The following is a 21,800-nucleotide window of genomic DNA, read 5'->3' as shown; positions in this document are numbered from 1 at the left end:
CTAATACCTGATCGTGCTGGTGACGCCGAACACTGCGGCGTCACCGATGCGCGATGTGCCAGTGGCATCGTTCGGGTTCGGGATGCCGCCCGAAGGATGGAACACATACTGGAAGTACGGCGCCACCAGCCAGCCCGGCTTGATGTGCGCCTCGTAGATCATCTCGATCAGGGTCTCGTTGCTTCGCACCGGGCTCTGGACGCCGGTGAAAAACTGGGAGTCGACATCGAGATGACGCGCGGTGTTCGATATCCGCATGTAGGCCGCCGCCACGCCGAAGCGGTCGAGCGGACGTCCCGGGACAAAGCCGACAAAGCCGATGCCGCCGTCCAGATAGAGGTCGATCAGGTTGCGGTCCGGCGGGCTGTAGGCGATGCGGGCGAAGGCAGTGACGCCCGGCAGCGAGGCCGAGGTGCTGTTTTCCGTCACCGATGGCGGACGGTAGAGCACCTGCTCGATGACCGCAAAGATCCCGTAATTGCGGCGAAGCTTTGCCGGAATTCCGGACCCGCCGGGATCGGCGATCGACGTGCCCTCCGCCGTGAAGCGCTGGCTGTCGAACGCGCCATAATGCTTCCAGGCGCCGGGCGTGAAATTGCCGGCGAGCGGGCGTCCGCCAATATCGATGTCGTAATTGAACCGGACCTGCCCGATCACCCACGGCGGATCATTGACGCGGAATGCGAGACCGTGATGGTCGCGCAGTTGCGGATCGGCCTCGCCCGGTCCCGACGGATCGCCATTGAACACCGCGCCGTAGGCGGTGATCTGGTCCGTCAACGCCGCCTTGACGCGGATGCCGGGTACCGCGATCGGCGGTGCCGGCCCGCCGGCCGGCAAGTTCGAGGCCTTGATGGCGGGCCAGCCAAACGTGCCGTTGATAAAGAGATCATCGGTCTGGCTGTCGAAGAACTCGACATCCGCTGCCTGCTGACCGGCCCTGATATTCAGCCTGTCGCCAAAGAAGCTCTGCTCGAAATAGGCGTTGTAGAGCCGCTGATCCGGCAGCGCCTCGATCTCGCTAATGGTCGCGAGATTGTGGACGTAGTTGCGGGAGAGCCCGCGACCGTAGATGACGAAGGCATTGGCGTAGAAACGGCCACCGGTCCAGCCGGACAGCTTGTCGAGATCGGCGTCAACCGAGAGATCGAGGCGGCCGAAATGCATGGCGCCGCGAGCGACACCGCCCGACACATTGCCGATGTTGTCGGCGATGTAGGTGGCGCCGAAGTTCAGGCCTTTGCCCGCGAGCCCGTCATGCCACGCGTTGAACCATTTTGGCGCCAGCCATTCGGCCGCGCTTTCGTCCTTGGCGCCGGCGAGCGCACTGCTGCTCGCCAGCGTACAGGCCAGCGCTGCTGCGAGCGAACTTCGCAACGGAGATCTCTGGGCAGTCCCGCTCACGGCTGATACCGGCTGGCGTGCGCTATTTGAAGATGCCCGTGCGCCGCATGAACAGGTAGGCGAGGCCAACCGAGCTCGCCATCAGGCCGGCGGCCCAGAGGAATCCGGTCTCGACATCGGTGAGCGGCAGGCCCTTGGTGTTCATTCCGAAGATGCCGGTGATCAGCGTCGGCGGCAGCAAGAGCGTCGTCACGATCGAGAGCGTATGGAGGTGGCGATTGCTCTCCTCCTCGTTCTTGAAGCGCAGCTCCTCCTCGAGCAATCGGCTGCGTTCCCGCAGCTCGACAATGTCGTGATCGAGCCCGTCGAGCCGCTGCGCGAGCTTGCCGGCGTGGATCCGCAAGGCCGGCGAGAGGTGATCGGTGTTCTTCTGGTCGAGGCGGTGAAACAGCACCCGCAATCCGGTCAGCTGACGATGCAGCCTGACGCAGGTCCGGCGCAGCCGGCCAAGCGTGCGGCGCATTTCGGGCTTTGCCACATCGGCGAGAATTCGCTCCTCGATGTCGTCGATCTCCTGCCCGAGCTTGTCGGCCATCCGGTCCAGGGTGTCGGCGACCTCGTCGACGATCTTCTCCAGGAGATGGGCGACATTGTCGACGCGGTAGCCGCCTTCGAGCACCCTGCGCGTCGCGTCCGCCGAGCACAAGGCCTGATGACGGCCGCTGACCAGGAGATGCTCGGTCATGGCAAAGCGCAGGAACGCGGTTTCCTCCGTCGCGCGGTCGATGTCGCGCACGAGGTCGGAGAACACGCCATAGACGCAATGGTCGATGACGTGAAGCTGCTGGAAGGTATCGTTGGACAGCAAGAGCTCGCGCGCGAGCGGCGGCAGATGCGAGGCCGCGATCCAGGGCCGCACGCGCGCGTCGGTCAGGTTGAAATGCAGCCAGAGCCGGCCGTCATGGCTGAACTCGATCGGCTGGTCGATCGGCAGTGCCTCGGCGCTGCCGTCGCCGTGCAGCCGGAACGCCCAGACCAGGCCGGGGATCGACGGCGCAGCATCCGAAATCGCGCTGACAAGCTTCGCCGCATCAGCCATGGCCAACCCTAACCGTCCACAAATGTCCCGTTCCGGAACATGGCCGACGGCACCTTCCGGATCCACGCGCGATACTCAATTACGGCTTTGTTACAGTTTGATGATGCCGCCCTACTCCGCAGCCAAACCCGTCGCGGCTACCGCCTCGGCTTCCCTGATGTAATCATGCACCACGCGGCCGAACGGCAGCGTCAGGTCGGCGATATAGTGATGCGCGCCGACGACGCGGCGAACCGGGAAATCGGCAACGGGCGCGTTGACATGCGGCACCAGATGCAGACGGCCGGGCCCCATCCACGATCCTTTCGGCACGATGTCGGTGAGGTTGATCGCGACGAGCTGGCAGATTTCGAGACGGCCGTCGACGCCGGGGATCATCTTCAGATTAACTTGCGTCTTCGACAGCGTGGCGCGGGTGAGATCGCCGTTCCCGGCCATGCTCTCGTGCTTGTAGCCCATCGTGCCCATGGCGACGAGCTGGCCGGCATATTCCAGCGTGCCCGTCAGCGTGTCCTTGACGATCTCGAGCTTGGGATGCGCGTATTTCTTGGGAAAGCCCCAGATCTCGCGCCCGGCCGCGATTGGCGGATCGTCGTCCAGATACATCTCCGAGACGAAGTTCACCTCCTCGCCGTGCAGGCGCGCGGGGATGACGAGACCGGATTCGGTGTAGCTGCCGAAGCCGGAGGAATCCGGCATCCTGATCCATTCGTAGTGCACGATCGCCTGGTCGATCGGCTCCAGCGGCTCGGGCAGCCCGGCGCAGATCAGCTCGGGATCGGTCTCGTAGGTGATGACGAGGAATTCGCGGTCGACGAAGCGATAAGGACCGGCCGGATAGCTCGGTCCGGCAGCCGGCATGGACGGAAGTCTCAGCAAATCCTCCCTGCGCATCGCTGGTCTCCTGTTGATGTCTGTGATGCCTGCCCGGCGACTTCTGGTTAGACGCAAATTGCTAGCCGGCCTCATTGACTGCGATGTGATGGATTTCCGTCAGAGGCGTGACCTTTCGCCCGGGCCGCCTTGCATGCCGGTGATGCAGCGGCGCGAGAATTGTCATCACGCCGTCACCGCCGGACGTAATCGTCCGGCCCAAGCAGGAGGCATCGGCCATGGACGCCCGCACGTATCAGACACATCAGCCGCCCTCACGTGGCTGGCGGCCCGAGCGCTGCGATCGCGTCGCGCTGGTGCTGCAAGGCGGCGGCGCGCTCGGCGCCTACCAGGCCGGCGTCTATCAGGCGCTGCACGAGGCGGGTATCGAGCCCGACTGGGTCTGCGGCGTGTCGATCGGCGCGATCAACTCGGCCATCATCGCCGGCAACAGGCCGGAGAACCGGCTCGATCAGCTCCGCATCTTCTGGGAGCGCATTACCAACCGCAAGATCTGGCACTACACGCCGGACGGCGACGTATTCCGCCAGGCGCGCAATTTCGTCAGCGCGTACATGACCTCGGCGTTCGGCCAGCCCGGCTTCTTCGCGCCGCACCAGGTCAATCCCTGGTTCAGCCCGGTCGGCGCCAGGACCGCGACCAGCTATTACGACACCGCGCCACTAAAGGAGACGCTGCTCGAGCTGGTCGACTTCGACCTCATCAACGAGAAGAAGGTCCGCTTCGCGGTCGGCGCGGTGAACGTGCTCTCGGGCAACTTCATCTATTTCGACAACGCCCATGACGAGATCGAGCCGGAGCACATCATGGCCTCCGGCGCGCTGCCGCCGGCACTGCCGATGGTGCGGATCGGCACCGATCATTTCTGGGACGGCGGCATCGTCTCCAACACGCCGCTGCAGCATCTGCTCGACCAGGAGGACGACCTCAACTCGCTGGTGTTCCAGGTCGACCTGTTCAGCGCCCGTGGCGTGCTGCCGCGCTCGATCCAGGACGTGATGGCCCGCCACAAGGACATCATGTATTCCTCGCGCACGCGCCACAATACCGACGTCTATCGCCGCACCCACAATCTCAAGGTCCAGCTCTACAAGGCCCTGGCGAAGCTTCCCGACGAGCAGTTGTCCGACGAGGACCGCGCGCTCAAGGCAAGCCTGCGCGACATGCCGGAGATCGCGATCCTGCATCTGATCTACCAGCAGAAGGCCTATGAGGGCGACGCCAAGGACCACGAATTCTCCGGCACCTCGATGCGCGAGCATTGGGCCTCCGGCTACGAGGACACCAAGCGCACGCTGAAGCGCCGCGACTGGATCAAGATGCCGGAGGAAGGCATGGGCCTCGTCGTCCACGACGTGCACCGGGAAACGGAGAGCGCGTAGCGCGCGGGGCACTCCACCAAAAGACGCGAAAACAACCCCATGCACAGTAGCCGACTTCTTACGGATCAATGACTTAGCGGCCCGGTCAGCAAGGCGGTGTGACTCGTCGGGCAAAACAGGGGCAGGATGGCATCATCGCGAATTGCCGGGCCGGCAGCACGCAGGGCGGCCTGCCGCTATTGTCAGCGGACGAGTGGCGCGCGCTGGGGGGATTTGCGGGGCGGGAAAGGTGTAACCTGTATCTCGCCCCGCTGTAGGCGGGGCGAGATGGTTGCTCCCGGAGCAACTCGCTCAGATGAGGAAGTCGGTCGGGTGCAGGTTCGCGGCGTGGACGCCGTCGAGCGTGATGGTGTCGCTCGCCGACAGATGAACCACGGCATCGCCGGCGGCATTGTCGCTGATCAGGCTGGATAGCGCCGTCCAGTCCGCAAACCCGTAATCGTGCAGGTTGATCAGATCGTGCTCGGTCGCGGTGCTGCCGACCGCCTTGTTTCCTTGATCGAAGTCGGTGATGAGGTCATTGCCGGAGCCGGTGTTGAAGACGAAGGTGTCGCTGTTTCCTCCGCCCGAAAGCTTGTCATTGCCGGCGCCGCCGTTGAGGATATCCCTGCCGCCGGTGATCGAGCCCGGCGTCGCGGGGTTATAGCGCGCGGCGTCGCCGTACAGGAAATCGTTGGTTGCTGCACCCTCGAGAATATCGTTACCGCCATGGGCATTGCCGGACATGGTCGGAGCATCGCCGTAGAGCACAGCGTGCGCGAACTCGGTGGTCGGGGGGCCGTCGGCCTTAAGGGTGAGAATGTCATCTCCCCCTTGGGCATTGTCGGTCAGTGAGGTCGCCGAATCTCCGTACACAGCTCCGCCAGCCCAGACATTCTCGGTGCTGATAGTGAAGGTGATGTTGTCGTTGCCGCCATGCGCATCGCCGCTGATGGAGCCGATGGCATCGCCGCTGGCTGTCGCTGAGCCCTCCATCGTGATCAGACTGACGTCGAGCGTGTCATTGCCGCCCTGCGCCGTGCCGCTCATGGAACCGCCGGCATCGCCGGCGTACACATTGTCGTAGCCTCGCCAGCCCACCGCGCCGGTGATGGTGTCACTGCCGCCGTGCGAATTGCCCGACATGTCGCCGGCGACATCGCCGAAAGCATGCACATTTGTGTACATCGAGTGGTCCTCGACATCGATCGTGTCGTTGCCGCCGCTGGCGTTGTCGGTCATCGCCTGGGCATCGCCGACCACGAGGGCGGCGTTCCAGCCGTAGTTGAAATTGACCGTCAACGTGTCATTGCCGCCGTGGGACTGGCCATGCAACGTCGCGTTGTCGTCGCCAAAGATCGTGACCTCTGCTTCGGGCTGGCTGATGGTTGCCGTCACGGTGTCGTTGCCGCCCCAGGCGTCCATGGTGGTCGGAAAGTTCGGATCTCCGTAGACGGTCTCGATTTGACCAAACTGGTCGAGCAGGACGTCGATGGTATCGTTCGGCAGATGTTGCATGGCGTAACTCCCAGTTCATTGTCGGAAGCGGGGCTGGCGCCGGCAAACTTCTTGCCCGACGCGCTGTGACTACGCTTCATCGTGAGGAATCTACTTTCGGTAGATGGCGGAGGTTTGCAGGAATTCGGGATAGAGTTTGATTGCGACGAAGATTGGCAGCGCGGCGGCGGAACCCGTCGCCGTGCTGTCGCAATCCCGGTGTCGCCCCGCGTTGCGGGGCGACACCGCCGCTTTTGATTCAACTTCCTCAGATGATGAAGTCGGTCGGATGCAGGTTGGCCGCCTGAACCCCGTCCAGCGTGATCGTGTCGCTCGCCGACAGATGAACCACGGCATCGCCGGCGGCATTGTCGCTGATCAGGCTGGATAGCGCCGTCCAGTCCGCAAACCCGTAATCGTGCAGGTTGATCAGATCGTGCTCGGTCGCGGTGCTGCCGACCGCCTTGTTTCCTTGATCGAAGTCGGTGATGAGGTCATTGCCGGAGCCGGTGTTGAAGACGAAGGTGTCGCTGTTTCCTCCGCCCGAAAGCTTGTCATTGCCGGCGCCGCCGTTGAGGATATCCCTGCCGCCGGTGATCGAGCCCGGCGTCGCGGGGGCATAGACCTTCGCATCGCCATACAGACGGTCGGTGGCCGCTCCGCCGGTGAGGATATCGTTGCCGCCATGGGCATTGCCGGACATGGTCGGAGCGTCGCCGAACAGCACATCGAACGCATCGTCGGTGTACTGGGTGCTGATCTTGACAGTGAGGATGTCGTCGCCACCCTGGGCGTTGTCGGTCAGTGACCTAGAGGAATCTCCCGACAGCGCGGCGCCGGCCCAGACGTTCTCACCGCTCATGGTCAAGGTGAGGTTGTCGTTGCCGCCATGCGCGTCGCCGCCCATGGAACCGATGGCGTCGCCGCTGATTCGCGCTGAGCCCTCCCGCGTGATCAGACTGACGTCGAGCGTGTCGTTGCCGCCCTGCGCCGTGCCGCTCATGGAACCGCCGGCATCGCCGGCGTATACATTGTCGTAGCCTCGCCAGCCCACCGCGCCGATGATGGTGTCACTGCCGCCGTGCGAATTGCCCGACATGTCGCCGGCGACATCGCCAAAAGCATGCACGTTCGTGTACAACGAGTGGTCCTCGACATCGATCGTGTCGTTGCCGCCCCTGGCGTTGTCGGTCATCGCCTGGGCATCGCCGACCACGAGGGCGGCGTTCCAGCCATAGTTGAAATTGACCGTAAGCGTGTCGTTGCCGCCGTGGGACTGGCCATGCAACGTCGTATTGTCGTCGCCGAAGATCGTGACCTCTGCTTCGGGCTGGCTGATGGTTGCCGTGACGGTGTCGTTGCCGCCCCAGGCGTCCGTGGTGGTCGGAAAGTTCGGATCTCCTAGACGGTCTCGATTTGACCAAACTGGTCGAGCAGAACGTCGATGGTATCGTTCGGCAGATGTTGCATGGCGTAACTCCCATTTCATTGTCGGACGCGGGCCTGACGTCGGCGAACTTTTTGCGCGACGTGCTTTGACCACGCTTCACCGTGAGGAATCTACTTTCGGTAGATGGCGGAGGTTTGCAGGAATTCGGGATAGAGTTTGATTGCGACGCTTTTGATTCAACTTCCTCAGATGATGAAGTCGGTCGGATGCAGGTTCGCTACGTGAATCCCGTCGAGCGTGATCGAATCATTGGCGGAGAGATGGATCACGGCATCGCCGGCGGTGTTGTCGCTGATCAGTTTCGACAGTGCCGTCCAGTCTGCAAAGCCGTAGTTTTGCAGGTCGATCAAATCGTGCTCCACCGCGGTGCTGCCGACAGCCTTGTTGCCCTGATCGAAATCGTTGATCGTGTCGTTGCCGGAACCGGTGTTGAAGACGAACAAGTCGCTGTTTCCCCCGCCCCACAGCTGGTCGTCACCCGCTCCGCCGTTGAGCGTATCGCTGCCGCCGGTGATCGAGCCTGGCGTCGCCGGTTCATAGGTCCACGCATCGCCATACATGACGTCCCGGCCGGCGCCGCCGTTAAGGATATCGTTGCCACCATGAGAATGACCCGCCATGATCGGCGCGTCGCCGTACAGTGACGAGATCGCATCCGCGGACTGGCCGTCGATCTTGACGGTCAAGACATCGTCGCCGCCTTGGGTGAGATCCATCAGGGACGTCGACGAATCCCCCGACAAGGTTGCGCCGGATATGGGGTTATCGCCGTCCAAGGTGACGGTGAGATTGTCATTGCCGCCTTGTGCAAGGCCGCGCAGGGCGCCGATGGCGTCGCCGCTGACAGTCGCCCCGCCGTCCGCGGTGAGTACGCTGACATCGAGCGTGTCATTGCCGCCATGCGAGGTGTCGATCATGGAACCGCCGGCATCGCCGGCGAACAGGTTGGCGCCACCGCGCCACGCGATCGAGCCGGTCATGTCGTCGTGGCCGCCCTGCGCATTGCCCGACATGTTGCCCGCGACATCGCCGAAGGCCGAGATAGTGGTGTAGACCGTGCCATGGGCATCCGCGACGATGGTGTCATTGCCGCCCTTGGCGTCGTCGATCATCGATTGGGTATCGCCCACCACGAGGGCGGTGTTCCAGCCGCCGCCGATGTCGGCGATGAGCGTGTCGTTTCCGCCTTGCGAGTGACCAAGCAAGATCGTGTGGTCGTCGCCGAAGATCGTGAGTCGCGTATTGAGCGCGGTGACGGTGGCCGTCACGGTGTCGTTGCCGCCCCAAACGTCCTTAGCTGCGGGAAAGCCGGGGTCTCCGTACACCGTCTCGATTTGACCAAACTGGTCAAGGGTGACGTCGAAAGTATCGTTCGGCAGATGCTGCATGACGTAACTCCCATTTCATTGTCGGAAGCGGGCCTGACGCCTGCAGAATTTTTTGCAAGACGCGTTGTTGACCACGCTTCACCGGGAGCGTTCTACCTTTGGTAGATGGCAGAGATTTGCAGGAATTCGGGTGAGAGTTTGATTGCATGCATGGAACCGCGGCGGCAATCGTGGAGATCGCCCACGCGGGTTGCGCATTCCGTGAAGGTTTGATGATCTACTTGCAGAAGCACGCTGGCGTGAACAGGCCGGCTCATGCGGAGGCAGCATCGCCCACTCCCCGCGGACTGCGCTCGTCCCGGTTTCCTATTCAAGTCATATTGCCATTAGACTCCACGGCCCAAACGTGGACAATACCCTGACCACGTCACGTGCGCAGTACACGCCAAGATGTACCGGGGGAAGCAAATGCCGGCTGCAATATTGTCGTCCGAACCGATTATCCCGACCACCCCACTGACAGCCCAGATGCGCGATGCATTGCGCGCGATCGTCGGCGAGAAGGGTCTCATCGAGGACGAACACGGCAAGCAGCCGTTCGTGACGGATTGGCGTGGATTGCTGGTTGGCGGTGCCGGGGCCGTCGTTCGTCCCGCCAGCACCGAGGAAGTCTCGAAAGTGGTCCGGCTTTGCCATGAGCACGGCGTCGCGATCGTGCCGCAGGGTGGCAACACCGGGCTGATGGGCGGAGCCACGCCCTGGCCTGCGCACACCGGCATCGTATTGTCGCTCGGCCGCATGAACCGCGTTCTCGACGTCGACCCTGTGGGTTACGCGATGACGGTCGAGGCCGGCTGCGTGCTGCAAACGCTTCAGGAGACTGCGGCCAACCACGACAGGTTCCTGCCCCTCAGCCTGGGCGCCCAGGGCTCATGCATGATCGGCGGCAATTTGTCGACGAACGCCGGCGGCGTGCAGGTGCTCCGCTATGGCAATGCCCGCAATCTCGTGCTGGGGCTCGAGGTCGTGCTGGCCAACGGCGACGTCTGGGACGGGTTGCGCGCCCTCAAGAAGGACAACACGGGCTACGACCTCAAGCATCTCTTCATGGGCGCCGAAGGGACGCTGGGCATCATCACCAAGGCCGTTCTCAAGCTATGGCCCGCGCCCAAGGACGTCTGCACGTCGTGGCTGGCAGTGCGGGATCCAGGCGCTGCCCTGCAGATCCTGTCCGAAGCGCATGCGGCATCGGAGGACAATGTCGGTTCCTGCGAGCTGATGAGCCGCGCCGCCGTCGACCTGGTGTTGCGCCACACTCCCGGCACCCAGGATCCGCTCAAGGCGGACACGCCTTGGTACCTCCTGCTTGAATGGTCGTCCGCGCGGGCACGCCAGGACGGGACCGAGGGCATGTCCGATAAGATGGAGCAGTTCCTCGCCGATCAACTCGAGGCCGGCCGCGTGCTCGATGCGGTGATCGCGCAAACGGGAAATCAGTCACGCAACATGTGGCGCATCCGCGAAAGTGTCGCCGAGGCCCACCGAGCCGAGGGGCCGGGGCTGAGCTTTGACGTCTCGGTCGCCATCTCCAGGATTCCGGAGTTCATCGACAAGGGACTCAAGGCCGTGCTCGACATCCTCCCGAGCATTCGACCCTATCCGCTGGGACACATCGGAGACGGCAATCTGCATTTTTCGTTCATGGGCCCCAAAGGAATGGATGAGCCGACGCTGAGCCAGTACAAGGGCGCCATCACGCGGGCCGTGAACGATCTCATCACCTCCATGGGCGGCTCGATCTCGGCCGAACACGGCATCGGCATGGACAAGCTCGACGAGCTCAGTCACTACCGGTCGAAGACCGAGCTCGACATCATGCGCACGATCAAACGCGCGCTCGATCCGCAAAACATCATGAATCCCGGCAAGGTGCTGCGGCTGTGATCGACACCGGGCAGCTTCAGCCGCGCCTCACAGCCTGCATTCCTGTTAACCGCCGATGCTTCCTCGACTAACAGGTCTTCTGTTGCAGATGCTGGATGCATGAGCACGTCGCCGCCGCGGGATACTTCACGTCGTAGTACGGAAAGCTCGACGAGGCCGGGCTGTTCGTCGAGCAGCGCGGGAACAGGTAGTAGCTGTCGGTCAATTTGACCGTGCCGGCGATCGTGTAGCCGAGGTTGGGCGTGTAGTCGTAAGAGACCTCGCTCAGGATGAGCGAGATGTTGGCATTGTTGCCAGTTGAGGTGAACGAAGACAGGGTCATCTCCTGACCAACTGCGCGCGCTCCCGACGTGCTGGTCGACTTGCTCCATTGAACCGTCGCCTTGCCGGTGCTATCGGTCGAGACTTCGGAGACGGTAATCGTCATCAGCGAGGTGCTGCCATTCTTGACGGGATAGGGAGCCATGATGGCCGTCGAAGCCGCAAGAATGCCGTCCATCTGGGCCGACGTGACCTGCGTGTTCTGCGACACCATGTCGGCGACACTGTGTGCAGTTGCGGAGACCTTGACGTTCATGGCGAGCCCGTTGCCGAGCTCGACGCCGCCGACATAGAGCACCAGCATGAACGGGGTCACGATAGCGAACTCCGTCGCCGCAACGCCCCTGACATCGGTCCACAGGTGCCGCGCGCGAAACGACAGGCCGGCAATCATGGCAAACTCCTTCTAAGGCTCGTTCTGGAAAGCGGCGGACGACATGATCAGCCGGTTTCCGTTCGACATATTTGAAAGATTGAAACCGAGCGGGCCGAGGACAACCGGCCAGACGTACATCACCCGGAGAACGACGATATCGCCGGCATCCCCGGGATTGAATTGCCAGTTGTTCGTGACTGTGCCCGTGCCGTCGAAGGTCAAGGAGGGCATGGCCGTATTCGCGGACGACCACGCATTGGCGACCTGCACGTCGACCATCAAGCCGCTGCAGGTGAAAAATATGACGACCTGATCGCAGACCTTCTGCTTGAATGCAGCCTGCGTCATCGCCTGATCCTTCACCTGTCCGGTCAGGATCAGGCGACTGGATTGACGCACCACGGATTCGAGCAGCTCCTGAGCGAAGAAAACGATAAACGTCTGAATCAGCGCGATGAGGAGCGCGAGGAACGGGGCGGCCACGAGCGCGAATTCGACCGCGGTGGCCCCCTTGCTGTCGCCTACGAAAGCGGCGCAGCGATTGCGGCGTCTCCTCTTTGTTGCGATGTCCGGTGCGGTCATGGCGGCTTCCTACTGCACCAGGTTGGCAGTGCTTGACGCAACCTGGATGAAGAGGTCCGTCAACGCTTTGGAAATGTCGCCGCCGCTTTGAACGCTCTTATAGAAGCCAGGCGAGGCGCACGCTTGGAGGTTTTGCGCGATCTTGCCGGTTGAGGAAGTAGGCTGGTCGTACTTGTCTATCCAGCTCATGTACCAGTTATCCGTTTTCTGGATACCGGTGGCGGAATTGGCGATAAGTTGCAGATACTCCGTGTAGAGGACGGCGATCTTGATGCCCCGGTTCTTGATGGTCGTGCACATCGTCGTGTCGAGCGGCTGCTGGCATCGACTGTTGGGGGCGAAGCTCGCGTTGGGGCAAGTCGCGGAGATCTTGTCTTCGACGCCGTCGGTGACAAGGAACACCACTTCCTGCGGCGTATCTCCCGCCACGTTGCTGCCAAGCCCGGGAGTGGGCATGATGCCGTTGATGCTTGTAAGCGCACCGGCGATATTTGTGCCATTGTCGGTCTTACAGTTGGTTGTCACAACGACGCAGTTCTGGTAGGCGACCGGCATCAGCGCGATGTTGGAAACCTGGAGTCCGGCGCTGGTCGGTGTGGTCAGCGAAGCCAGTGTGTTCAAACCTAAGTCGAACGTATAGAGCGCCGCTTTGTAGGTGGTGTTGTTGAGCGCCGCCATGCACTGCATGACGCCCCCCGAAACGCCCGACTGCGGGCAGTTCGACCATGTATTGAGCAACTGGTTGACGGCACTCGTCACGAGATCGATCCGCAAGGTGATATTCCTGGATCGTGCGATCGCGAGGTTATCCTTGGTCCCGCCGTCGTGAGCGATATTGGTTTGATGACAGGCGAAGCCGCAATTCTGCGAGGCCCCCGCTGACTGGTACGCGGGGGCGGTGTACTTGATGAGATTGCTGATGTCGTCCGTGGTCGCGCCGATCCCCATGGACGGCGAGTCATCCATCAGCAGATAGAAATTCATGTTGGGCGCGCTCGAAGCCTTAGCCGTCGCGGAACCGTTGATCTGCCAGGTCGGCGTGCGGAGAACGCCCGGGAAATTATTGACGGACTGCGCGGTATAGGAAACTGTGATGGTCCGCGAGAGCCCGGAATCGACGACAGTGACCGTCGGTGTCGGGGTCGTCGCCAGGCCGGGAAGGTTCGCCTTCGCCGCAAAAACGGCTTCCGCGGTCGCCCTGATGACGCTGCTGTCGGTCTGCGTCAGCATCGCCGGCCTCACGGCCGCGATCGCAGCCGCGTCGGCAGCCGCGTTCAACTGCTCGCGCTGGCGCAAGGCCAGCGTGTAGTCGAGCGCCATGCCGAGGAGAAAGATGATCGGGACCAGCATAAGCGCAAAGATGATGGCGACGTTGGCCTTCCGATCTCTCGCGAAACGAAGCACTGCGCGGCGGAGCATATGACCTTCATCCTGATTGCCGTCGCTGCGGCGCAGACCATTCCCTGAACACTTGCGACCGCAGGAGATGGTCAGGGTCTCGCCGCCGATCCCTCGCTCGTCACAGCGGAAATATGGCTATAGCCCCCTTAATCAACGCTTACGGGCAATCCATAAACATGGAGGCGACAGATTGAGATGTGTCATATTGAGAAGGCATCATTAACGCCAACTAAACGGGCTCGTCGTGATTCAGGCGACAGGATATCCGGGAGCCCCGTCGGGTCAGCCCGCCTCATATTCGGTGTCGTCCCGGCCGGAGGCATGGCTATCGCGTATGGCACTTGGGACGCCATGAAAGGCTCGGCTTGCATGGTTCGAGAGGCCCGCTTTGGCGGGCTCCTCACCATGAGGGTCTAAGGTTATGCCGAGAAACAAGACCTCATCCTGAGGGCCCGCCAAAGGCGGGCGTCTCGAAGGATGGGCCACACGGAAACCGCACGCCGACTTCCTTCTTATATGCGATCGCCCTGCCGGCGAAGGCGAGGCCACTTGCCGCGAAAACCGAAAGGTAGCCCTCGCGTCGCTTCGCAATGACGGGCCGAAGCTACGGCCTGATCGACATATTCGCCGCCGGACCCGGCTTGCGCAGCGGCTCGGCCAGCCGCGCAAACTCGCACAAGAGCGAGCGCGTCTTGCGGGGGTCGACGATCTCCTCGACCCAGAATTTTTCGGCGGAGCGGAACGGCGAGCGGAGCTTGTTGAGGCGGTCCTCGATTTCCTTCAGCTTGGCTGCCTTGTCCTCGGCCGCGTCGATATCGGCGCGGTAGGCGGCTTCGATGCCGCCTTCGAGCGGCAGCGAGCCCCAATAGGCCGACGGCCAGGCGTAACGGATCGAGAACCGGTCGGCCGGTTGATGCACCACGCCGGCAACGCCGAAGGCGTTGCGCAGGATCACCGTGCACCAGGGCACCGTGGTCTGGTTCACCGCCGCCATGGCGCGGACGCCGTGGCGAATGGTGGCCGCCTTCTCGGCGTCGAGGCCGATCATGAAGCCGGGGCAATCCATGAGATAGACGATCGGCAGATGGAAGGTTTCGGCGAAATCGACCCAGCGCACCACCTTCTGGCAGGCATCCGCGGTCCAGGAGCCGCCATAGTGAAAACTGTCGCTGGCGAGCAGCAGTACCGCCCTGCCCTCGAGCCGCGCGAGGCCAACGATGATCGGCCTGCCGAAATTGGACGCGACCTCGAAGAACGAACCCTTGTCGACCACGGACTCGATGATGGGGCGCATCTTGTAGACCTGCTTGCGGTTGCGCGGCACCACGTTCATCAGCGCCTCTTCGGTGCGCTCCGGATTGTCGGTGCAGGGCAAGGTCGCCGGCAACTCGTAGACCGATGACGGGAGGTACGAAAGGAAACGCCGCGCGCAGGCAAAGGCCTCCTCCTCGGTCTCGACGGCATGATCGATCGCGCCGGCGCGGGTCTGGATATCGGCGCCGCCCAGTTCCTCCTTCGAGAGGTCCTGCCCCAGTGCCTTCACCACCGGAGGGCCTGCGACAAACATCGCGGACTTTCTTGTCATGATCGAATAGTGGCTGGCGGCAAGGCGCGCTGCGCCGAGGCCGGCGACCGACCCCAGTCCCAGCGCGACCACGGGCACGCGCGACAGGTTCTCAGTCGTGAAGCGATACCAGCGTGTGCCGCCGATGCCGCCCGGCAGATTGGCCGCGCCCTTGGTCTCGATTGTCTTCACCGAGCCGCCGCCGCCGGAGCCTTCGATGATGCGGACGATGGGCAGGCGGAAATCGTGCGCCATCTCCTCCGCCATCAGCGGCTTGGCGGAGATCGACGCGTCAGCCGAGCCGCCGCGCACGGTAAAATCGTCGCCGACCACGACCACGGTGCGGCCCTCGATGCGCGCGCGGCCGAACACGCAGTTCGCCGGCGTCACGCTTTTGAGTTCGCCCGCTGGATCGTATTCGCCGACGCCGGAGACGGCACCGATCTCGTGAAAGCTGTCTTTGTCGATCAGTCTGTCGATACGCTCCCGAACAGTCAGCCGGCCCTGGTCATGCTGTCGCTTGACCTTGTCAACGCCGCCCATCTCCCGCGCGAAGGCCTCGCGCCGGGCGAGCTCGTCGAGTTCCGGCTTCCAGTTCATTCACTCCCTCCGAATTGATCGGCTTGTTATTGTTATGCACGGCCATCGCGATCGGCTTGCGCGCGTGACGGTTGTTGAAGACGTCGCCATCCGCGCCCTCGAGCAGGCTGCCGAGCGACCTGCCGAGCTCGACCATCAGCGGCGCGACTTCCGCATGCAGTCGTCGCTCGTCATACATTGCGGAGAGAAGGCCGATCGTGACGACGACGAAGGTCCGGTACTGCGGCGACCAGATCGGCACCGCGAGACCATTGATGTGCGGGCTCCACAGGCCGCAGGCCACGACATAGCCGTGCTCGCGCAAGGACTGCCGGTTGGCCTCGATGCGGGGCCTCAGGATTTTGGCAGCCTCGGGGGCTTCCCGTTCCATCTCCGCGATGAAGGCATCGCCGACCTCCGGCGCCATCGCCGCGGTGTAGGCCGCGCCCGCGGCGGTCGAGGCCATCGAGATGCGGCTGCCGGTGCCCTCGTGCAGGCCGAGTGCGGTTGCCGAGCGCGCGAACTGGAGATAGACCAGATGAAAGCGATCGGGAACGACGAAGCCGACCGTGCCCGGCAACTGCTCGGCGACTTCCTGGAGCCGCTGCCGGATCATGCTGCGCAGCTGCGCGCCCTTCATCATCGAGGCGCTCATCGCCACCGCGCTTGGGCCGATGCGATATTTCTGGTCGCGCGGCAAGTAGACCAGTTGGCCCATCCGCGTCAGCGTGTGCGTGAGCCGCGATACCGTCGAGCGCGGCAGGCCGCAGCGGTTTGATATTTCGAGATTGCCGAGCCGGGCCTCGTGGCCCTCGAAGCATCGCAACACGTCGAACGCGCGCGAGACCACCTGGATGACATCACCCTCACCGGCATCGCCAGCGAGCGCACCTTGCCTACTCAACCGCTCCGAACGTCGTCCCATGTTCCCTACCAGGTTGTTCCGCTGTGCGGAATTAAATTCCGCTTGCAGACGAAGCTACCTCAGGCATTTTGCGACGACAACAAAAAGGCGATTGGCATGCCAGAAATAAAGATCGTCACTGAAGTCGCGGGACGCATCTGCGCAACTCCCGTGCAAGTTGGAGGAACAGTGGCAGATGGCGACGAGATTGTGGTGGTCGAGGCGATGAAGATGGAGATACCGGTGCCCTCGCCCGCGGCCGGCACGATCAAATCGCTGCTCGTGAAGCTCGACGATGTCGTTGCCGAAGGCCAGGCCATCGCGATCGTTGCGAGTTGAGCTCGCACCGTTGCCGATTGTGGCCCGCGACAATCTGAAACACGTGACATTGCGATGGTGCACGGCGTCTTGCGCTTGGGCGTCACCACGGATGGCCTTCGGATACCAGCGGGTTGCGCGTGCCCTGATTGCGTTGCACAACAGGAGGTGATGAAACCGCAATCGCCTTCCGCCTCTGCCTGGACCCGCTCGAGACCGCCGTTGCTGCGGTTTCTGGACACTTGCCTCAACGAATTCTCAGCCGAGACCTCGGGCGCAGTGGCCGACTACATCCCCGAGCTGGGCAAGGCCGATCCTGCCTATTTCGGCATCAGCCTCGCGACGCTGGACGGCCATGTCTATGAGGTCGGCGACAGCCGGGTGCCCTTCACCATCCAGTCGATGTCGAAACCGTTCGTGTTCGCGCTGGCGCTCGACCTGCTCGGCGCAGGCAAGGTCGAGAGCGCGATCGGTGTCGAGCCGTCGGGCGATCCCTTCAACTCGATCCGGCTCAACTCCGAGAACCACCCGTTCAATCCCATGGTCAATGCCGGCGCGATTGCCTGCACCGGGCTGATCCAGGCGAGCAAAGGCGCTGACGCCTTCGAGCAGATCCGCCTCGCGCTCGGGCGTTTTGCCGGGCGCGACCTCAGTGCCGACGAAGCCGTATATGCTTCCGAAAGCCAGACCGGCGACCGCAACCGCGCCATCGCCTATCTGCTGAAAACAAATGCCGTGATCTCGGACAACGTTGCTGATGTGCTCGATGTCTATTTCCGGCAATGCGCGGTGCTGGTGACAGCGCGCGATATCGCGGTGATGGCGGCGACGCTCGCCAATCGGGGCGTCAACCCGGTCACCGGCGAGCAGGTGCTGACGCCCTACGCGATCTCGCGCACGCTATCGGTGATGACGTCGTCGGGCATGTACGACTATGCCGGCGAATGGATCTACCGGATCGGCATCCCCGCCAAGAGTGGCGTCGGCGGCGGGATTTTGGCCGCCCTGCCCGCGCGCCTCGGGCTCGGCAGCTATTCGCCAAAACTCGACAAGCACGGCAACAGCGTGCGCGGCATCAAGGTCTGCCAGGCGCTGTCCTCGCATTACGACCTGCACATGCTCAACCGCAGCGACGACGCCCGCAACGCGATCATTGCCGATTACGACATCGGCAAGAGCCCGTCGCGGCGCGTGCGCCGGCCGCAGGAACGCGAGATCCTGGCGGCCCATGAGCAGGATGTGCGGGTCATCGAGCTGGTCGGCACGCTGTCGCTCTCGGCCGTCGACTATGTCTCGCGCCGGCTCGCCGGGCGGCCGCGGCCGCAATTCGTGGTGTTCGACCTGCACCGCGTCACCTCCACCACGCGCGCCGGCGCACGGCTGGTGGCCGAGGCCTTCCAAGAGCTCGCAGCGCTGAACGTCACCGTCATCATCTCCGGCGTCAAGCGCGCCTCGAAGGAATGGAACACGTTGCGGGAATGGACTGCCGAGCTGAAGAACGTGCGCGACTTCTACCTGCTCGATACCGCGATCGAATGGGCGGAAGACCAGATCGTCTACCGCTATGGCGGCTCGATCGACTTCCACGAGACCACCGAGCTCACCGAGCAGCCTTTGCTTGCCGGCCTCGGCGGCGACGAGCTGACGGATCTGGCTTCGCTATGCACGATCCGCACCTATCAATCCGGCGCCAGGATCGTGGCGGCCGGCGATCCCGCCGCTTCCCTGTTCTTCCTGCGCAGCGGCGCCGTTCATGTCACGCTGCCCGACGGCGTGCGGCTGGCGACACTGACTGCCGGCATGGCCTTCGGCGAAATGGCGCTGCTGGAAGCCACCCGCTCCGCCGATGTTTTCGCCGACATGGCAGCGACCGCGTTCGAGGTGCCTCTCAAGGCCTTCGAGCGCTTCCGCAAGCAGCACCCGCACGCCAGCGAGCGCATCATGCGCAATCTGGCGCAGCTCCTGGCCGACCGCCTGATCGTCGCCAACGCCAAGGTGGATATTCTGACCTCGACGTGAGCGGCGGCCGAGGTCTTCACCTCTCCCCGCCGGGGAGAGGTGATCCGAACCTCCACTCACACCCAGCTCAGCGGCTCGCCGCCTCGCTCAGCCGCCGGTTGATCCGCGCCGCGCTGGCCTTGAGCAATTCGGACGGCTTCTGGCCAGTCGCTGCGCACAGGCAGGCCCAGTAGTAGATGACATCGCCGAGCTCATTGACGAGACCCGCCTGATCGAGCCAGCCATCGCGCAACAGCTTCTTGATATGATCGGCGACCTCGCCGGACTCACCTGCGAGGCCAAGACCGAGATAGGACAGCCGCTCGTTCGACGGATGCTCATCGACTTTCGCAACGCCAGCGGCCCAGGCCGCATATTCATCGATCGTCATCGGCATCTCCAGGCGTTTTCGGTTCAGCCCACCACTTCCGTGACCGGCTGGAGATCGATCTCGAAGGTCTCCAGGAATTTCGAGGTCATGATATAGAAGCCGACCGACAGTTGCAGCTCGACCAGTGCACCTGGAGTCAGTTTTGACGCGATCGCCTTGAAGGTGGCCTCCGTCGGCTTGTTCAGTTTCACGATCTCGTCGGTGAAAGTGAGTGCCGCGCGCTGCACCTCATTGAAGCAAGTCGCGGCCTGCCAGTTCTCAAGCGCTTCGTTCTGCGCGTCGGTGACGCCGACATTCTTGCCGATGCGCTTGTGCGCGACGATCTCGTATGGCGCCTCGCACAAAATTCCGGTGCGCGTGATCGCAAGCTCGCGCACGATCGGATCGAGTTCCCCCTTGTGGCGGATGGCGCCGCCGAGCCGGCAGTACTGCTCAAAATAACTCGGCGAATGTGCCATCATCCGGAAGATGTTGGCGTTGCGGTTCTTGTCGAGGATCTCGCGGGTGCGGTCGGAGGCCTTGAACGGATCGCTGTAGTTGATGCGGGCCATGATTTTCCTGAAGATTTTCCCTAAGCCTTTGATGCTTATTGTCGTTACCGGGATCGGTTCCCTGAAATTCTATTCGCGCGGGGACGCAGGAGCAACAACATCGAGTCAAAATGCCGCCGCATTGCTGATCGACCTTGGCACAGTCGATATTCGCCGCGTGGGGACACATTGCAGCGGATACTCGAAGTGGGGTGTTCCGAGTAACAAAATAAGGCCGTCGCCTGCGCTCGCGCGCAACGATGAGTCACGCCCAAGTCTAGGGAGAAAATGGCATGAAGGAAGCCACCAAGGGGGCAGCCTCGGGAGCGCTCGCGCATATGCTGGCGGTGACGGCGATGCTGGTCATCGCCAGCATCTTGTTCTACGGGCGTTAGTAAGAGCTGTAAGAGTTTTCGTCATTCCGGGGTGGCCCTCGCACGAGCCAGGCCCAGAATCCCGTTCCAGGCTCGGTCCCTTGTTGTTTTTCTTGGGACCGCCCCCGAATGACGAATCCTGCTGCTCACTGCGTAGCCCGGATGGAGCGCAGCGCAATCCGGGAAAGTCTATCGGTGAGGTGAAAACCCCGGATTTCGCTGCGCTCCATCCGGGCTACATTCGAGCATCCAAATTTCACTATTTGTCTTTGGCGAAGAACGGCACGAGCTTGCCGGCAAACGGCTTGAAGCTCGCAGTGACCTCATCGTCGATGGCAAGGCCCCTTACTCCGGCGCTGCACGCGTGACGCCATCGCGGACCATGGCGGCGATCTCGTCGGCGGAACAGCCGATCTCGCGCAAAATCTCCGCGCCGTGCTCGTTCAGCCGCGGCGCCAGCCGGACCGGCTCGGCTTCGGTCTCCGACCACGTCGCCGTCACCTTCATGCTGCGGATCGGGCCCTCGGTGGGATGGTTCACGACCGGGAAGAAATTCGTCGCCTCCAGATGCTCGTCGTGCAGGATCGACGCGAGGTCGTGCATCGGCATCACCGGCACGTCGGCCTTGGTCAGCAGGTCGATCCACTCGGCCGTGGTGCGCGTCTCGAAGATGCGGGCGAGCTCGGCATAGACGACGTCGATATTGGTGGCGCGGCCGGCAAAGGTTGCGAATTTGGGATCGGCACGAAGGTCGTCGCGTCCCGTCGCCTTGAAGAAGTTCTCCCACTGCTTGTCGTTGTAGACGATGACGCTGAGATAGCCGTCCGACGTCTTGTAGGGCCTGCGGTCGCGCGAGAGGTGGCGGGCATAGCCGCCCTTGTCGAGTGGCGGCTCATAGGTGAGCCCACCCATGTGGTCGCCCATGACGAAGCCGGCCATGGTCTCGAACATCGGGATGTCGACGCGCTGGCCGCGTCCGGTGCGATCGCGATGCACGAGGCTGGCGCAGATCGCGCCGACGGCGGTCAGGCCGACGATGCGGTCGACCAATGCGTTCGGCACGTAGCGCGGCACGCCATCGCCGGTCTGCGCCATCAGGGCCGGCAGCGCAGTGGCGCCCTGGATCAGATCGTCATAGGCGGGCTTTGCGGCATAGGGCCCGTCCTGGCCGAAGCCGAACACGCCGGCATAGACTAGGCGCGGATTGATGTCGGAGACGACGTCGTAGCCGAGTTGAAGCCGCGCCATCGCCTGCGGGCGGACGTTGTACACAAGAACGTCCGCGTCCTTCAGCAGCCGCAGCACGGCCTCGCGGCCGGCGGGCTTCTTCAGATCGAGGCAGATCGAGCGCTTGCTGCGATTGGTATTGAGGAACACCGGGCCCATGCCGGCATGGCGCATCGGGCCGATCAGGCGGGTGACGTCACCGTCGAGCGATTCCACCTTGATGACGTCAGCGCCGTAGTCGCCGAGCATCTGGGTCGCATAGGGCCCCATCAGCACGGTCGTCATGTCGATGACCTTGATGCCCTGTAGCGGCCCCAT

General features: G+C 63.0%; 18 protein-coding genes. 4 read left to right on the top strand and 14 right to left on the bottom strand.

Annotation, left to right across the window (positions count from 1 at the left end; translation table 11 throughout):
* The 3 genes from GWG65_RS19645 to GWG65_RS19635 form a co-directional block, all read right to left on the bottom strand.
* Positions 1–1,404 (bottom strand): carbohydrate porin, encoded by a 1,404-nt coding sequence (locus GWG65_RS19645; RefSeq protein WP_275197177.1) that lies wholly within the window; start codon positions 1,402–1,404, stop codon positions 1–3.
* 22 nt (positions 1,405–1,426) lie between these two features.
* Positions 1,427–2,443, bottom strand: coding sequence for a transporter (locus tag GWG65_RS19640; protein ID WP_275197176.1), 1,017 nt, complete (start codon positions 2,441–2,443; stop codon positions 1,427–1,429).
* A gap of 111 nt (positions 2,444–2,554) precedes the next feature.
* Positions 2,555–3,337, bottom strand: coding sequence for an acetoacetate decarboxylase (locus GWG65_RS19635; protein ID WP_275197175.1), 783 nt, complete (start codon positions 3,335–3,337; stop codon positions 2,555–2,557).
* A 218-nt stretch (positions 3,338–3,555) separates the two neighbouring features.
* On the opposite strand from GWG65_RS19635, the gene GWG65_RS19630 reads away from it, so the two are divergent.
* Positions 3,556–4,719 (top strand): patatin-like phospholipase family protein, encoded by a 1,164-nt coding sequence (locus tag GWG65_RS19630; protein ID WP_275197174.1) that lies wholly within the window; start codon positions 3,556–3,558, stop codon positions 4,717–4,719.
* A 291-nt stretch (positions 4,720–5,010) separates the two neighbouring features.
* On the opposite strand, the gene GWG65_RS19625 is transcribed toward GWG65_RS19630, so the two are convergent.
* The 3 genes from GWG65_RS19625 to GWG65_RS19615 all read right to left on the bottom strand — a co-directional run bounded on the left by GWG65_RS19625 (position 5,011) and on the right by GWG65_RS19615 (position 9,033).
* Positions 5,011–6,216, bottom strand: a complete 1,206-nt coding sequence (locus tag GWG65_RS19625) for a hypothetical protein (protein ID WP_275197173.1) — start codon at positions 6,214–6,216, stop codon at positions 5,011–5,013.
* A gap of 247 nt (positions 6,217–6,463) precedes the next feature.
* Positions 6,464–7,684 (bottom strand): hypothetical protein, encoded by a 1,221-nt coding sequence (locus tag GWG65_RS19620; RefSeq protein ID WP_275197172.1) that lies wholly within the window; start codon positions 7,682–7,684, stop codon positions 6,464–6,466.
* Positions 7,685–7,830: 146 nt separating this feature from the next.
* Positions 7,831–9,033 (bottom strand): hypothetical protein, encoded by a 1,203-nt coding sequence (locus GWG65_RS19615; RefSeq protein ID WP_275197171.1) that lies wholly within the window; start codon positions 9,031–9,033, stop codon positions 7,831–7,833.
* Between the two features lie 408 nt (positions 9,034–9,441).
* Between GWG65_RS19615 and GWG65_RS19610 the strand changes: the two genes are divergently transcribed.
* Entirely contained in the window at positions 9,442–10,917 is a 1,476-nt protein-coding gene (locus GWG65_RS19610) for an FAD-binding oxidoreductase (protein WP_275197170.1), read from the top strand.
* A 67-nt stretch (positions 10,918–10,984) separates the two neighbouring features.
* Here GWG65_RS19610 and GWG65_RS19605 read toward each other — a convergent pair whose 3' ends face one another.
* The 5 genes from GWG65_RS19605 to GWG65_RS19585 form a co-directional block, all read right to left on the bottom strand.
* Complete coding sequence (locus tag GWG65_RS19605; RefSeq protein ID WP_275197169.1) at positions 10,985–11,632, bottom strand: TadE/TadG family type IV pilus assembly protein; 648 nt, start codon at positions 11,630–11,632, stop codon at positions 10,985–10,987.
* A gap of 12 nt (positions 11,633–11,644) precedes the next feature.
* Positions 11,645–12,196: a TadE/TadG family type IV pilus assembly protein gene (locus GWG65_RS19600; RefSeq protein ID WP_275197168.1), complete on the bottom strand. Its 552-nt coding sequence runs from the start codon at positions 12,194–12,196 to the stop codon at positions 11,645–11,647.
* Between the two features lie 9 nt (positions 12,197–12,205).
* Complete coding sequence (locus GWG65_RS19595) at positions 12,206–13,615, bottom strand: pilus assembly protein TadG-related protein (protein ID WP_275197167.1); 1,410 nt, start codon at positions 13,613–13,615, stop codon at positions 12,206–12,208.
* 586 nt (positions 13,616–14,201) lie between these two features.
* Positions 14,202–15,761 carry a carboxyl transferase domain-containing protein gene (locus GWG65_RS19590; protein WP_275197166.1) on the bottom strand — a complete coding sequence of 520 codons (1,560 nt, stop codon included), beginning with the start codon at positions 15,759–15,761 and terminating at the stop codon, positions 14,202–14,204.
* Positions 15,691–16,665, bottom strand: coding sequence for a helix-turn-helix domain-containing protein (locus GWG65_RS19585; RefSeq protein WP_275197165.1), 975 nt, complete (start codon positions 16,663–16,665; stop codon positions 15,691–15,693). Before GWG65_RS19585 ends, GWG65_RS19590 begins: the two co-directional genes overlap by 71 nt.
* 96 nt (positions 16,666–16,761) lie before the next feature.
* Between GWG65_RS19585 and GWG65_RS19580 the strand changes: the two genes are divergently transcribed.
* Complete coding sequence (locus GWG65_RS19580) at positions 16,762–16,983, top strand: acetyl-CoA carboxylase biotin carboxyl carrier protein subunit (RefSeq protein ID WP_275197242.1); 222 nt, start codon at positions 16,762–16,764, stop codon at positions 16,981–16,983.
* Positions 16,984–17,133: 150 nt separating this feature from the next.
* Positions 17,134–18,981, top strand: a complete 1,848-nt coding sequence (gene glsA, locus GWG65_RS19575; protein ID WP_275197164.1) for a glutaminase A — start codon at positions 17,134–17,136, stop codon at positions 18,979–18,981.
* 67 nt (positions 18,982–19,048) lie between these two features.
* Here the strand turns inward: glsA and GWG65_RS19570 are convergent, their stop codons facing one another.
* From GWG65_RS19570 to GWG65_RS19560, 3 genes are all read right to left on the bottom strand, one after another.
* A complete protein-coding gene (locus GWG65_RS19570; protein WP_275197163.1) occupies positions 19,049–19,351 on the bottom strand; it encodes a nucleoside triphosphate pyrophosphohydrolase family protein in 303 nt (100 codons plus the stop codon).
* Positions 19,352–19,374: 23 nt separating this feature from the next.
* On the bottom strand, positions 19,375–19,902 hold the full coding sequence (locus GWG65_RS19565) for a carboxymuconolactone decarboxylase family protein (RefSeq protein WP_275197162.1): 528 nt from the start codon (positions 19,900–19,902) through the stop codon (positions 19,375–19,377).
* Between the two features lie 698 nt (positions 19,903–20,600).
* Positions 20,601–21,800, bottom strand: coding sequence for a CoA transferase (locus GWG65_RS19560; protein WP_275197161.1), 1,200 nt, complete (start codon positions 21,798–21,800; stop codon positions 20,601–20,603).

Origin of the sequence: Bradyrhizobium sp. CSA207 (assembly GCF_029051685.1) — a bacterium.
Classification (GTDB): domain Bacteria; phylum Pseudomonadota; class Alphaproteobacteria; order Rhizobiales; family Xanthobacteraceae; genus Bradyrhizobium.
The sequence above is the reverse complement of the archived record's forward strand: the minus strand, read 5'-3'. Positions and strand labels throughout refer to the sequence as shown.